This window comes from Nonomuraea sp. NPDC049684 (assembly GCF_044465345.1).
Classification (GTDB): Bacteria; Actinomycetota; Actinomycetes; order Streptosporangiales; family Streptosporangiaceae; genus Nonomuraea.
Map to the genome: position 1 here is coordinate 476,529 of NZ_JBITLO010000005.1, position 13,521 is coordinate 490,049.

Annotated in this window: 14 protein-coding genes and 1 tRNA gene; 7 read left to right on the forward strand and 8 right to left on the reverse strand. The window is 71.3% G+C overall.

Annotated elements, in window-relative coordinates; all coding sequences use genetic code 11:
- Window positions 1–98: 98 nt before the first annotated feature.
- Window positions 99–671 (reverse strand): creatininase family protein, encoded by a 573-nt coding sequence (locus tag ACIBST_RS19515; protein ID WP_397173271.1) that lies wholly within the window; start codon window positions 669–671, stop codon window positions 99–101.
- Between ACIBST_RS19515 and ACIBST_RS19520 the strand changes: the two genes are divergently transcribed.
- Window positions 643–813, forward strand: a complete 171-nt coding sequence (locus ACIBST_RS19520; RefSeq protein WP_397173559.1) for a hypothetical protein — start codon at window positions 643–645, stop codon at window positions 811–813. The genes ACIBST_RS19515 and ACIBST_RS19520 overlap by 29 nt on opposite strands.
- 175 nt (window positions 814–988) lie before the next feature.
- Here ACIBST_RS19520 and ACIBST_RS19525 read toward each other — a convergent pair.
- Window positions 989–1,062: transfer RNA gene (locus ACIBST_RS19525), tRNA-Gly, on the reverse strand.
- 100 nt (window positions 1,063–1,162) lie between these two features.
- On the opposite strand from ACIBST_RS19525, the gene dcd reads away from it, so the two are divergent.
- The 3 genes from dcd (at window position 1,163) to ACIBST_RS19540 (ending at window position 3,602) form a co-directional block, all read left to right on the forward strand.
- Window positions 1,163–1,738: a dCTP deaminase gene (gene dcd, locus ACIBST_RS19530; RefSeq protein ID WP_364326571.1), complete on the forward strand. Its 576-nt coding sequence runs from the start codon at window positions 1,163–1,165 to the stop codon at window positions 1,736–1,738.
- A gap of 236 nt (window positions 1,739–1,974) precedes the next feature.
- Complete coding sequence (locus ACIBST_RS19535) at window positions 1,975–2,592, forward strand: DUF47 domain-containing protein (RefSeq protein WP_106243913.1); 618 nt, start codon at window positions 1,975–1,977, stop codon at window positions 2,590–2,592.
- Between the two features lie 5 nt (window positions 2,593–2,597).
- Complete coding sequence (locus ACIBST_RS19540; RefSeq protein ID WP_397173273.1) at window positions 2,598–3,602, forward strand: anion permease; 1,005 nt, start codon at window positions 2,598–2,600, stop codon at window positions 3,600–3,602.
- 29 nt (window positions 3,603–3,631) lie between these two features.
- Here the strand turns inward: ACIBST_RS19540 and mshD are convergent, their stop codons facing one another.
- Window positions 3,632–4,540 carry a mycothiol synthase gene (gene mshD, locus ACIBST_RS19545; RefSeq protein ID WP_397173275.1) on the reverse strand — a complete coding sequence of 303 codons (909 nt, stop codon included), beginning with the start codon at window positions 4,538–4,540 and terminating at the stop codon, window positions 3,632–3,634.
- 107 nt (window positions 4,541–4,647) lie between these two features.
- On the opposite strand from mshD, the gene ACIBST_RS19550 reads away from it, so the two are divergent.
- On the forward strand, window positions 4,648–6,468 hold the full coding sequence (locus tag ACIBST_RS19550; protein WP_397173277.1) for a bifunctional metallophosphatase/5'-nucleotidase: 1,821 nt from the start codon (window positions 4,648–4,650) through the stop codon (window positions 6,466–6,468).
- Between the two features lie 63 nt (window positions 6,469–6,531).
- Here the strand turns inward: ACIBST_RS19550 and ACIBST_RS19555 are convergent, their stop codons facing one another.
- Window positions 6,532–7,872: a sensor histidine kinase gene (locus ACIBST_RS19555; RefSeq protein ID WP_397173278.1), complete on the reverse strand. Its 1,341-nt coding sequence runs from the start codon at window positions 7,870–7,872 to the stop codon at window positions 6,532–6,534.
- 256 nt (window positions 7,873–8,128) lie between these two features.
- On the opposite strand from ACIBST_RS19555, the gene ACIBST_RS19560 reads away from it, so the two are divergent.
- Window positions 8,129–9,013 carry a cytochrome c oxidase assembly protein gene (locus tag ACIBST_RS19560; RefSeq protein ID WP_397173280.1) on the forward strand — a complete coding sequence of 295 codons (885 nt, stop codon included), beginning with the start codon at window positions 8,129–8,131 and terminating at the stop codon, window positions 9,011–9,013.
- 8 nt (window positions 9,014–9,021) lie between these two features.
- Here the strand turns inward: ACIBST_RS19560 and ACIBST_RS19565 are convergent, their stop codons facing one another.
- A complete protein-coding gene (locus ACIBST_RS19565; protein WP_397173281.1) occupies window positions 9,022–10,425 on the reverse strand; it encodes an MFS transporter in 1,404 nt (467 codons plus the stop codon).
- A gap of 113 nt (window positions 10,426–10,538) precedes the next feature.
- Between ACIBST_RS19565 and ACIBST_RS19570 the strand changes: the two genes are divergently transcribed.
- Window positions 10,539–11,933: a purine-cytosine permease family protein gene (locus ACIBST_RS19570; RefSeq protein ID WP_397173283.1), complete on the forward strand. Its 1,395-nt coding sequence runs from the start codon at window positions 10,539–10,541 to the stop codon at window positions 11,931–11,933.
- Window positions 11,934–11,945: 12 nt separating this feature from the next.
- Here ACIBST_RS19570 and ACIBST_RS19575 read toward each other — a convergent pair whose 3' ends face one another.
- Genes ACIBST_RS19575 through ACIBST_RS19585 form a run of 3 tightly spaced genes read right to left on the reverse strand, consistent with a single transcriptional unit; the run spans window position 11,946 to window position 13,486 of the window.
- A complete protein-coding gene (locus ACIBST_RS19575) occupies window positions 11,946–12,227 on the reverse strand; it encodes a hypothetical protein (RefSeq protein WP_397173285.1) in 282 nt (93 codons plus the stop codon).
- Between the two features lie 35 nt (window positions 12,228–12,262).
- Entirely contained in the window at window positions 12,263–12,682 is a 420-nt protein-coding gene (locus tag ACIBST_RS19580; protein WP_397173287.1) for a CoA-binding protein, read from the reverse strand.
- A gap of 39 nt (window positions 12,683–12,721) precedes the next feature.
- Window positions 12,722–13,486, reverse strand: coding sequence for an SDR family oxidoreductase (locus ACIBST_RS19585; RefSeq protein ID WP_397173289.1), 765 nt, complete (start codon window positions 13,484–13,486; stop codon window positions 12,722–12,724).
- Between the last annotated feature and the right edge of the window lie 35 nt (window positions 13,487–13,521).

Below are 13,521 nucleotides of genomic sequence, written 5' to 3' on the forward strand. Positions count from 1 at the left end.
CCCGGACGTCGGCGGGCGGAGGGCCGGGGGGTGCGGCGGCGCGCCGCGCCGCCGCAGTGCTCACGCTGTGTCCGCTCGGTGACTGAGGAGCAGGTTCATCACGTGGGCGAAGCCCTGCCGTGAGCGAGTCGAGCACGGCCTTGCCCTTTGCGGCTGTCGCGAAGGATGGGGCGGCCGATGACGCCGTTCTTCGCCTGCATGCCCTCGGTCAGAAGGTGTCGTCGTTCGTTGGTCACGTGGTCAGCGTTCTCATGGCCCGGGGGGATGACTTGCGGGCAGGCGTGCAGCAGGATCGAGGTCTCGATCTCTCCGGCGTGCATGTCTTCGTGCATGGAGCTGGACAGCTGTGCGGCGGCTTGGGCATGTCCAAGGCCGGACGCCGGACGGTGGGCATCCCGCAGGGCATCGTCCCGATCCTCCGGGAGTACATGGACACCCTGGGCCAGGACGAGCCGGGCGCGCTCATGTCCCCGGCAGCCAAGGGCGGACCGATGCGCCGGAGTGGCTTCAACACCCGTACGCGGTGGGTGGACGTCGTCACGGAGATGGGCTTGCCAGGGCTTCATTTCCATGACCTGAGGCACACGGGCAACATGCTGGCGGGCCGAGTCCGGCGCGGGCCTCAGGGACCTCATGGCGCGCATGGGGCACGACAACGTCCGAGCGGCCATGATCTACCAGCACGCGGTCAGAGGAGCCGGCGAGGCGATCACCAACGCCGTCGATCGGCGGCTCGAAGCGCGAGACGACCGCAAGGCCACGGCGAGCGTGACGGGTCATCGCCGTCCCCTGAGCGAGCGTACGAAGCGCTGAAGGCCGACGAAGAAGCGGGCCGAGCGGTGGGGAGTTCGAGGGGCGGGAGTCCCTCGCCATCTGGCGAAGCCCCAAGAAGGACGGTCCGGGCGAAGCGAGGGCGACTCGGGCAGGCGGCAGGCCCACTGTGTGGGCAGGCGATGGGTGGGTGGCGTTCGCCGAACGGAGGAGGAGTTGGAGCGGGTGACGGGAATCGAACCCGCGCTGTCAGCTTGGGAAGCTGATGTTCTGCCATTGAACTACACCCGCACGAACCGAAGTACGCGCCCCCCACTGTAGCGGAAACTTGCCCCCCAACAGCAAACCCAACGCCCCACCTTTTCCGGCCGGGACGGTAAGTTGGCTCACCGTGTTGCTATCTGACCGTGACATCCTTGCTGAGATCGACTCCGGCCGGCTCGCCCTAGACCCCTTCCACCAGGACATGATCCAGCCGTCCAGCATCGACGTACGGCTCGACCGCTACTTTCGTGTCTTCGAGAACCACAAGTACCCCCATATCGACCCCTCCGTCGAGCAGCCGGATCTCACGCGGATGGTCGAGCCGTCCGGTGACGAGCCGTTCATCCTGCATCCGGGGGAGTTCGTGCTGGCCTCCACCTATGAGGTGATCACGCTCCCCGACGATCTGGCCTCGCGGCTGGAGGGGAAGAGCTCGCTCGGACGGCTGGGCCTGCTGACCCACTCGACCGCCGGGTTCATCGATCCCGGTTTCAGCGGGCACGTCACGCTTGAGCTGTCCAACGTGGCGACCCTGCCCATCAAGCTGTGGCCGGGGATGAAGATCGGGCAGTTGTGCGTGTTCCGGCTCAGCTCGCCCGCCGAGCACCCGTACGGATCCGCCAAGTACGAGTCCCGGTATCAGGGGCAGCGGGGCCCGACTCCGTCCCGGTCGTTCAGGAACTTCCACCGGACGAAGATTTGAGTGAACAACAGGTGAACATTTAGGGAACGTCGCGGAAGGATGAGCCCTCCGCGCACCCGACAACAGGCCACGTCACCGGCCGGATTTCCCTGCAAAAAGCGGCCAAACTACAACGGACGCCGGTGTCGCACAACATACGCAGGGTAGCCAGAAGGCGAAGGGGACATGAAGTTCGCATTTCGCCTGGTAACCCGTACCCTCTTCCACGGACCATCCCCGCACATCTGGAGAACGACGTGCGCCTGCGTCTCACGCCACGTGAGGACAGCTACTACGACCTGTTCGCCGACTCCGCGAACAACCTGGTCACGGCATCCCGTCTGCTGGTCGAGATCATCAGTGACGGATCGGACAGGGAAGCCCTGGCCGAGAAGATGCGCGCCTGCGAGCACGCCGGTGACGAACGCACCCATGCGATCATGAACCGGCTCAACGAGAGCTTCATCACTCCGTTCGACCGTGAGGACATCTACCGCCTCGCCTCCAACCTCGACGACGTGATGGACGCGATGGAGGCCGCCTCCGACCTCATCGTCCTCTACCAGATCGACCATCTCCCCAAGGACGTGGTCCGGCAGGTCGAGGTCCTGGAACGCGCCGCCGAGCTGACCGCCGAGGCGATGCCCCGGCTGCGTTCCATGAAGAACCTCAACGAGTACTGGATCGAGGTCAACCGCCTGGAGAACCAGGGTGACCAGGTCTACCGCAGGCTGCTGGCCAAGCTGTTCAGCGGCGAGTACGACGCGCTCACCGTCATGAAGATGAAGGAGGTCGTCGACGCCCTGGAGGAGGCCGCCGACGCCTTCGAGCACGTGGCCAACACCGTCGAGTCGATCGCGGTCAAGGAAAGCTAGGCCCAGTGGACCTCACGCTCGCCCTCGTCATCGGCGTGGTCGTCATCTCCCTGGCCTTCGACTACACCAACGGGTTCCACGACGCGGCGAACGCCATCGCGACCTCCGTCTCGACCCGGGCGCTCACTCCCAGGGCCGCGCTGTTCATGGCCGCGGCGATGAACTTCATCGGCGCCCACCTGGGCACCCAGGTGGCCCAGACCGTCGGAAAAGGGATCATCGACGCTCCCAACGGTCCGCACGGCCTGGTCGTCGTGGCCGCGGCGCTCATCGGCGCGATCGTCTGGAACCTGATCACCTGGTACTTCGGGCTGCCCTCCTCCTCCAGTCACGCGCTCATCGGCGGCCTGGTGGGCTCCGCGCTGGCCTCGGCCAGCGTGGTGCACTGGGACGGCGTCGTCGAGAAGGTCGTCATCCCGATGATCCTGTCGCCGCTGATCGGGTTCAGCCTCGCCGCGCTGATCATGATCGCAATTTACTGGATCTTCCGCAACAGCCAGCCGGGCAGGACGAACCGCGGCTTCCGCTATGCCCAGACCGTCTCGGCCGCCGCCATGGCGCTCGGGCACGGCCTGCAGGACGCGCAGAAGACGATGGGCGTCATCTTCCTCGCGCTGACGGTCGGCGGGTACGCCAGCCCCGGCGAGGGGATCCCGCAGTGGGTCATCCTGAGCGCCGCCGGTGCGATCTCGCTCGGCACGTACGCCGGCGGGTGGCGCATCATGCGCACGCTCGGCCGGCGGATCATCGCGCTCGACCCGCCCCAGGGGTTCGCCGCCGAGTCGGCCGCGGCCACCGTCCTGTACGGAGCCGCGATCGGGTTCGGCGCGCCGATCTCCACCACCCACACCATCACCACGGCGATCATGGGCGTCGGCGCGACCAAGCGGCTGAGCGCCGTGCGGTGGGGCGTGGCCGGCAACATCGTGACCGCCTGGGTGCTCACCATCCCGGCGGCGGCCCTCGTGGCGGCGCTGGCCTACGCAGTCCTCCACCTGATGGTGGAGTAGGGCCTGACGGTGGAGTGGCACGCCGGGGGCTATCCGCCGGCGTACATCACGTCCACGTCCCAGCGGGCGAAGCCCAGGGACTCGTACAGCCTGATCGCGGCCGTGTTGGCCTCGTCCACGTAGAGCATCGCGTGGGCGAGGCCGCGCGAGCGCAGGTGGGCCAGGCCGGCCAGGGTGAGCGCCCGGCCCAGGCCGGTGCCCTGCTGGGAGGGGTCGACGCCCACGACGTAGACCTCGCCGAGCGGCTCGTGGCCGTGCTCGGACGAGCCGTGGATCTTGGTCCAGTGGAAGCCGGCGAGCCGGTCGCCGCGGACGGCCAGGAAGAAGCCCTCGGGGTCGAACCAGGGCTCGCGCTCGCGCCGGTGCAGGTCGTCGAGCGTCCAGGCGCCCTGCTCGGGGTGGTGGGCGAAGGCGGCGGCGTTCACCTTGAGCCACGCCTCCTCGTCCTGGCCCGGGACGAACGTGCGCAGCTCCACACCTTCCGGAAGCGTGTAGGGCGGCAGCGGGGCCGACAGCGAGCGGCGCATCTGCCACAGCGAGCGCACCCGGTCGAAGCCGAACGACGCCGCCAGCGCCCCGGCTCCGGCGTGGTCGCCGTGCGCCCACAGCCGCACACTGCCGCCGGTCAGCTCCAGTACGGCCCGCAGCAACCGCGTCCCGTGGCCCTGGCGCCGGTAGGCGGGATGGACGACCAGCTCCGCGCTCGGCCCCTCGACCTCGTCGGTCGGATCGACGTGCGCGTAGCCCGCGGGCGCGCCGTCGTCGGCGTGCAGCAGCAGCGAGCGGGCACGGGGATCGCCGCCGTACCGGAGATGGAGCATCACGTGCTCGTTGAGCGGGCGGACCCCGTCCGTCTCGGTCGCCGCCTCGACGATGCGGAGAACCTGGGAGACCTCGTCGTCGTCGAGCCGTTCGCAGATCTTCACATGTGCACCCACATAAGGAACTCTAGGCGTACCAATGGCGAACAATGCCATGGGCTGCCCCGGTCAATCGTTACCTTTGCGACATTCGTTGCATAGGGAGACGTCGTAACGTCCCTCTCATGACGTCACGCACCCTCCTCCGGCTGTGCACGGCCGGCGCCGCCACCGCGGCCGGGATCGCCCTGGCCATGGCGCCCGCGGTCGCCGCGACCAGCGGCTCGGCCGGTCACGGAAACGGCCACGGAAACGGCCACGGCGGGCCGACCGTCCCGGTCCGCCTGCTGAGCATCAACGACCTGCACGGCAACCTCGAACCGCCGTCGGGCTCCTCCAGCCGCATCCTCGACCCGGACGGCCCCCTCATCGACGCCGACGGCTCGCTGACCGGGCTGCCCGGCGGCAAGTACTCGATCGCCGGCGGCGCGTCGTACCTGGCGACGTACGTCAAGCAGGCGCGTACCGAGAACACGCTGCTCGTGGCGGCGGGCGACCTGATCGGCGCGTCGCCGCTGATCTCGGCCGCCTACCACGACGAGCCCACCCTGGAGGTGCTCGGCTCGCTCGGGCTCAACGCCACCGCGGCCGGCAACCACGAGTTCGACGAGGGGTACGCCGAGCTGCAGCGCCTCATGAACGGCGGCTGCCACCCGGTGGACGGCTGCTCGCCCGCCGGCCAGTGGAAGGGCACGGACTTCGACTTCCTCGCCGCCAACGTCCTGAAGGAGGGCTCCGGCCAGTACGCCCTGCCGCCGTTCTACGTCAAGAAGATCAACGGCGTGCAGGTGGGCTTCATCGGCCTGGTGACGGCGACCACGCCGACCATCGTCACCGCGGAGGGCATCAAGGGCCTGCAGTTCACCGAGGAGGTCGCCGCGGCGAACCGGGCCTCGGCCTACCTGGCGCGCAGGGGCGTCAAGGCGCAGGTCGTCCTGATGCACGAGGGCGACTCGACCACCCCGAACCAGAGCCCGGACGCGTGCTCGGCGAACACCGCCAACGCCGGCTCGCGCATCGCCAGGGAGCTGAACCCGCAGATCGACCTGGTCATCAGCGGCCACTCGCACCAGGCCTACATCTGCAAGACCAAGGACCCGGCGGGCCAGGACCGCTACTACACGCAGGGCTCGTCCTTCGGCCGCGTGCTGACCCAGATCGACCTGCGGGTCGACAAGCGCACCCGGGACGTGGTCCGCTCCTCGGTCACCGCGGACAACAAGGTCGTCGCCCGTACGGTCACCCCGGACCCGCAGGTCGAGGCCCAGGTCCAGACGTGGCGGACGCGCAGCGCCGAAGTGGCCAACCGCAAGATCGGCTCGATCACCGGTGACATCACCAACGTCGTCACCAACACCTCGGCGGCGACCACCAGGCCGGAGACGCCGCTCGGCGACCTGATCGCCGACTCCCAGCTGGAGGCGGCCAAGCCGGCGGGGGCCGAGATCGCGCTGATGAACCCGGGCGGCATCCGCACCTCGCTGACGTACGCGCAGTCGGGGTCCGAGGGCGACGGCGTCGTCACCTACGGCGAGGCGTTCGCCGTCCAGCCGTTCAGCAACATCGTCCAGGTGCGGACGTACACGGGCGCGCAGCTCAAGGCGCTGCTGGAGCAGCAGGTCTGGACGCCCAACCCGGCGACGGGCGCGATCAACCACCGGATGCTCCAGGTGTCGTCGTCGCTGACCTACACCTTCGACACCACCAAGCCGGTGGGGTCGCGCGTGTCGGACGTCAAGCTCAACGGCGCCCCCGTCACGGACACGCAGTCGATCAAGATCGCCGCGAACAACTTCCTGATGGGCGGCGGTGACGGCTTCTCGGTGTTCACGCAGAGCACGGACACGTGGAGCGGGCCGGTCGACCTGGACGCGTTCACGGCGTATCTGACCGCGCACTCGCCGATCAGCCCGTCGGCGGCCGACCGCATCACGATGATCAAGTGATCTCCGGGCCGGAGGTCCCGCCGCGCGGGGCCTCCGGCCTTTCCTGACCGGGCGCGACGGGTCTCAGCTCCGGTGCGGTGAGTCGCCGGCGGGATCCTGTTCGCGGTGCAGGGGCAGGCGGGCCACCAGGCGGGCGCCCGGCTCGTGGTCGGCGACCTTGAGCGTGCCGCCGTGCGAGACGCAGATCTCGCGGGACAGCGGCAGGCCGAGCCCGCTGCCGCCCTTCTCCTTCCGGCGGGCGTCCTCCAGCCGGGTGAAGCGTTCGAAGACGCGCTCGCGGTCGGCGGGCGGGATGCCGTCGCCGTCGTCGGTGACCGAGACGCAGACGTGGTCGCCCTCCACCCACACCTTCAGGTCGATCCGGTGCGCGGCGTGCCGGGTGGCGTTGTCCAGCAGGTTCGTCAGCAGCCGGTCGAGCTGCACGGGCGAGCCGAGGACGGGAGCCTGGGCGCACACGTCCACCACGATGGGGATCTTGCCGCCCTCGCGGCGGCGCACCTGCTCCTCGGCCAGGCGGCACACGTCGACGACGCGGCGGTCGGGGATGGCGCCGGCGTCCAGGCGGGCCAGCAGGAGCAGCTCGTCGATGATCCCGGTGAGGCGTTCGGCGGCGGCCAGGGCGCGGGCGCCGGTGGCGGGCCAGTCGGTCTCGTCGGGGTAGGCGTTGGCCACCTCGAGCTGGGTGCGCAGGGCGGAGATGGGGCTGCGCAGCTCGTGGGAGGCGTCGGCGACGAAACGGCGCTGGGTCTCGGCCGAGCGTTCCAGCCGGTCGAGGGTGTGGTTGGTGGTGGCGGCCAGGTCGGTGATCTCGTCACCGGTGTCGGGGACGGGCACGCGCCGGCTCAGGTCGCGGCCGGTGATCTCGGCGAGCTCGGCGCGGATGCGCTCGACCGGGCGCAGCGCGGAGGCGACCACGACCCAGGTGATCCCGGCGACGAGCACCAGGGCGATCGGCGTGCCGAGGAACACCATGGCGTTCAGCCAGGACAGCGCCCGGTTGACGTCGCTGAGCGAGGAGGCGCCGTAGACCGTGACGAGCCGGCCGTCGGGGGTGTGCACCTGGATCGCCATGATCAGGTACTGGGCCTCCTTCTCGTCCCTGAGGCCGGTGAGCGTGCTCTCGGCGCTGTAGAGGGTCTCCGGCCTGGCCACCTGCATGCCGGACAGCCGCTGGCCGGGGTGCAGGCCGGGGCTGGTGGCCAGCACCCGTCCGTCGGCGTCGACCACCTGCAGGAGCTGCACCCGGGCCGGGGCCTCCAGCGACGCGGGGAGCTGTCCGGTGCGGGCCTCGCTGGCCACCCTGCGCACGGCCAGCTCCACCCGGGTCTCCACGAGCCCGTGCAGGTTGTCCGGGCCGAGGGTGAGGGCGAGCGTGCCCGTGACGGCCAGGACCACTGCCGCCACCAATGTCGCGAGCGTGGTCAGGCGCCCGCGGATCGAGCGGGGAAAGAGCCTTTTCGCCATCCCGTGAGACCTACCCATGGAGACCCGGACGGGGAAAAGGCCGGATCGAGATTCGGCAAGCGGCCCGCAAAGAGGGGTGTCCCGCCGGGCCGGCCCTGCGTCCCGCTCGAATAGTGGATCACGTGGGAGGCGCCACGGGCCTGCCGCCGGTCCTCGGCGGGCGGCTGTCGCGACACATGGGCGAGGTGATCGATCCGTGCCGCATCATCACCCCCTGAGCGGGTTCTGGGCCGCGCCGGCGCTGGTCGTGCTGGTGACGTACGTGGTGCTGGCCGGGCGGACGGCGTGGAGCCGGTGGCGTACCGCGAGCTTCGCCGGCGGCTGCGCGCTGGTGACCGTGGCGCTCACCGATCCCGTGGCCGCGCTGGCCGCGACCGACTTCCGCGGCCACATGATGCAGCACCTGCTGATCGGCATGCTGGCGCCCCTGGCTCTGGCCCTGGGCGCGCCGGTGACGCTGCTGCTGCGCTCGCTGCCGGTCCCGCGGGCCCGCCGCCTGACCTGGGCGCTGCGCGGGCCCGCCGTCCACCTGGCGGCCAACCCGTGGACCGCGCTGGCGCTCAGCGCCGGCGGCATGGCGGCCCTGTACTGCACGCCCCTGTACGGCCTCGCCCCCGCGCCGCCGGTGCACGCCTGCCTCCTGCTGGCCGGTTACCTGTTCGCCTGGGTCGTCGCCGGGCCCGACCCCGCGCCGCGCCGCCCGCCGGTGCCGGTGCGGCTGGCCGTGGTGGGGGTGGCGGTCGCCGTGCACGCGGGCCTGTCCGGGGCCATGTACGCCGGCCGGCTGGCCCTGCCGGCGCCGTCCGACCAGCTCAGGGGCGCGGCGGAGATCATGCTCTACGGCGGGGGCGCCGCTGAGCTGCTGCTCGCCCTGGCCGTGGCGGCCTCCTGGCGGGCCCGGCGCACTCCCGAGAACGCCGACGTCGAGCTGCTCGCCCCCGGCCTCACCGTCCGGGTGCCGGGGGAGCCCGAGCCCGTCCGGCGGGTCCGCGTCCCCGACCGCGAGCCGGCGAGGACGCGCGGCCCGCTCACCCCGGCCCAGTACGGCGACGAGGACGAACCAGACCCCGCCGACCTGTAGCCGCCCGGTCAGTGGGCGGCGCGGGAGCGGAAGAGGTCGTAGAGGGCGGCGGCCAGCGCCATGACCACGAACCCCAGCACCACCCACAGGCCGTGCCGGAAGGCCGTCGGCCAGCCCTGCGGCAGCGAGCCGAAGAACGCCGAGCCCGCCGCCGCGATGCCGATCGCCGACCCGAGCCGCTGCCCGGTCTGGAGCACCCCGGCGGCGCTGCCGCCGCCCGCGGGAGGCACCTCCGAGAGGGTGATCGCCTGGTTGGGCGAGATCACCAGGCCGCTGCCGATGCCCGCGACCAGCAGCGGCAGCGCGGTCGCCGCGCCCACGCCGGCCCCCGGCACCAGCAGCGTCGCCACCATGGTCGCCAGCAGGCCCGCGATCACCGTCCCGAGCCCCACCGCGACCAGCTTCCTGCCCGCCCGGCCGACGAGCCTGCCGCCGACCACCGACGACCCGGCCGACCCCAGCGCGAACGGCGTGATCGACAACCCGGCCAGCAGCGCGCTGTAGCCCTCGCCGCTCTGCAGGTACAGGGTGAAGGCGAAGAAGATCCCGGTGAACCCGGCGAAGTAGAACAGGGCGATGGCCGACCCGAGGCTGTAGGAGCGCCGGGCGAACAGCGCCAGGTCCACCAGCGGCTCCCTGGGGTACAGCCGTTCCCACAGCACGAACCCGGCCAGCACCAGCAGCGCCGCGGGCACGAGCAGCCACTTGGCCTCGCTCTTCCACTGGTGCTGCTGGATGAACGGCAGCAGCAGCGTCGCCACGCCCACGCCGAGCAGCAGCACGCCGACCGGGTCCATGCTCTCCCGCCGCCCGGCGCGCACCGGCCCGGGGGCGGGCTCGGGCAGCCACTTCCAGGCCAGCGGCAGCAGCGCGATCCCGATGGGCAGGTTCACCAGGAACACCCACCGCCAGCCCTGCTCGGCCCCGAACCCGGTGACCAGCGCGCCGCCGATCAGCGGCCCGGCGGCGGTGGACACGCCGATGGTCGCGCCGAGCGCGCCGAAGGCCCGGCCGCGTTCGTGGCCCAGGAACATCTGCTGGATCAGGCCGGACACCTGCGGGTTCAGCATCCCGGCCGCCATGCCCTGCACGAGCCTGGCCGCGATCAGCACCGGCATGCTCCCGGCGAAGCCGCAGGCCGCGCTGGCCGCCGTGAACAGCACCACGCCCCACATGAACAGCGTCCTGCGGCTCCTCGCGTCGCCCATCCGCCCGGCCGGGACCAGCAGCAGGCCGAACGTGAGCGCGTAGCCGGACAGCGTCCACTGCAGCCCGTCGTCCGAGGCGTGCAGGCCGGCGCGGATGGAGGGCAGGGCCACGTTGACGATGCTCACGTCCAGGCCCGACATGAACGCCGCGACCAGGCACACGCCCAGCGCCCGCCTGCGCGTGTCGGAACCGGATGCCTGCATCGCGACCTCTCTGCGGGACAGGGGCAGCGATCATGATTCCCCCCAGGCTGGGAAATATCGTCCTAGGCGGACAATGATTTCTTTGCCGGGCCCCCGCGAAGGAGCAAGTGATCATGGACACGATGGCCGTGGAGCGGAACGGCATCAACGCCGTCCCCGACAGCGAGCGGCGCGGAAGACCGTCCGACCTGTTCTGGCCCTGGGCGGGGGCGAACCTGTCCCTGTTCGGGGTGGCGTTCGGCGTGTACGTCGTCGGGCTCGGCCTCGGCGTCGTCCCCGCCGTGGTGACCGGCGCCGTCGGGTACGGGCTGTCGTTCCTGCTGGTCGGCCTGGTCGCCGTCGCGGGCAGCCGGTCCGGCGTGCCGACGATGACGCTGGGCCGGGCGCCCTTCGGGTACCAGGGCAACAAGCTGCCCGCTCTGCTGTCGTACGTGTCGAACGTGGGCTGGGAGATCGTGCTCGTCACGCTCTCCGCGCAGAGCGGCGCCGCCATCCTGCGCCGCGTGGCGCCCGGGATCCCCGAGACGACCGCCACGGCCGGCTGCTTCGCCGTCTCGGCGCTGGTCGTGATCGCCGTCGGCGTGTACGGCCACGCCATGATCATGGTCGTCCAGCGTTACCTGACGTACGCGTTCGTCGTGCTGACCGTCGTCTACCTGATCCTCATGCTGCCCAAGCTGGGCGGCTCGCTGGAGACGACGGCGGGCCCCGGCGGCTGGGTGGGCGGCGTCATCCTCTCCATGACCCTGCTCGGCCTGGGCTGGGTCAACTGCGGCGCCGACTACTCCCGCTACCTGCCGGCCGGCTCCCGGCCCAGGTCGGTGGCCCTGTGGACGACGCTGGGCGGCGCGCTGCCGCCGATGGTGCTGCTGGTGTTCGGCGTGCTGCTGGCCGGCGGCGACCCGAAGCTGGCCGAGGCGGCGGGCGGTGACCCGGTGGGCGCGCTGGCGGCGGCGTTGCCGACCTGGTTCCTGCTGCCGTACCTGCTGACCGCGATCGGCGGCTTCCTGGCCGGGGCGATCATGGACATCTACTCGTCGGGGCTGTCGATGCTGGCGCTCGGCGTGCCGGTCAGGCGGCACCTGGCGGTGCTGATCGACGGGCTCCTCATGGTGCTCGGCGGCTACTACCTGCTGTTCGTCTCCGACAACTTCTTCGGCACCTTCCAGGCGTTCCTGGCGATCATCGGCGTGGTGATGGCCGCCTGGGTGGCGATCTTCCTGGTGGACATGTGGCGGCTGCGGGACGGCGGCCGCGCCTACGACGAGCGCCTGCTGCGCCCCGGCGCGCCCGCACTCAACCCGGCCGGGCTGGTCTCCCTGGTGGTGGCCTCGGTCGTGGGCGTCGGCCTGATCACGTCCGCGGACGAGCACATCGCGGCGGTCGTCGGGTTCCTGATGAGCGACGAGCTGCGCGACAGCACGTTCGGGGCGGCCAACATCGGCGTGGTCATCGCGCTGCTGCTGGCCGGGGCGCTGTACTTCGTGCTCACCCTGCGCCGCCGCTGACCCGGGGCGAGGTCAGTTCGGGCCGGGCCGGCGCCAGGTCTCCAGCGGCGCGGGGGAGCTCATGCGCTCCTTGAACTCGCGCGCCCTGGTCAGGCAGTCGGGGCAGACCGGCTCGGGCACCGACCGGGCCAGGGCCTCCGGGGCCGGCTCGCGCCGGGTGCCGAGCACCGTCCGGTCCGGAGGCAGGCCGGTCTCCGGGTCGATGGTCATCATGGTGACGTTCGCGGCGGTGTAGGGGAACGTGCGCTTGCATGCGAAGCACGTGCCGATCGTGGTGATGTGGTCGTCTTCCATGGATCCGCCCTCCCTCACCGCACGGTACCTCGCGATCAGGGATTGCGGCGCAACGCCCACTCCACCGCGGGGCAGCGGTCCATGACGACGTCGAGCCCGGCGTCGAGAGCGCGCTGGGCGGCCGCCTCGTCGATCACGCCGATGGGCAGCCACACCGCTTTCGCGCCGGCCGCGATGGCCTCGTCCACGACCTGGCCGGCGAACTCCGAACGCCGGTAGACCGCCACCACGTCGGCCTTGACCGGCACCTCGGCCAGCGACGTGTAGCCCGGCTCGCCCAGGACCGGCCGGCCCGCCGGATGGACCGGGATGATCTTCTTGCCGCGCGCCTGGATGCGGTGGGCCTGGTCGTAGGCCGTGCGCTGCGGGTCGTCGCCGAGCCCCACGAACACCCACGTCCCGGCCTCGTGCAGCAGTTGCCTGATCACGCGCTGATCCGCGAAACGATCGTCCATGCAGGCGTCAACACGCCGGACGCGCGCGGGCTTCCCGGCCTACGCCTGGGCGGTCGGCAGCACGACCACCTGGCGCAGGTTGACGTGCCGGGCCCGGCTGACCGTGTAGCCGATCAGGTCGGCGATCTCGTCGGCGGTCAGCGGGGTGAACGCCTCGAACATCCCGGCGAGCTGCGCGCCCAGCTCGGCGTTGTCGATGTGGTCGCCGAGCTCGGTCGCGGTCAGGCCGGGTTCGAGGTTGGTCACGCGCACGCCGCGCGGGCCGAACTCCGGGCGCAGCGAGGCCGACAGGTGGGTCAGCGCCGCCTTGGTCGCGCCGTAGACCGCGTAGTTGGGGAACGTGACGTGCGCGCCGATCGAGGAGATGTTCACCAGGTCGGCCGTCCGTCCGGCGTCGGCGGCGGCCAGCAGGTCGGCGGCGAAGGCGCCGGTGACGCGGAGCACGCCGGCGACGTTGGTGTCCAGCATGCGCGTCCACTCGTCGAGACGGCCGTCCTGGACGGGGTTGGGCAGCATCACGCCGGCCGCGTTGACGACCAGGTCGGCCCGGCCCAGCCCGGTGTGGACGACCTCCACGGCGGCGGCCACGCCGGCGTCGTCGGTGACGTCCACGGTGACGGGCAGCGCGGTGCCGCCGTCGGCGTCGATCTTGGCGGCCAGCTCGGCCAGCCGGTCGGCGCGGCGGGCGAGCAGGGCCACCTTGGCGCCGTTGGCGGCCAGCAGGCGGGCCGTGGCCTCGCCCATGCCGCTAGCGGCTCCGGTCACGACGGCGATGCGGCCCGAGAGGTTCTCGTAGTTCGTCATGGCTCTCACCCTGGCCGAGCCGCGCGGACTTACCC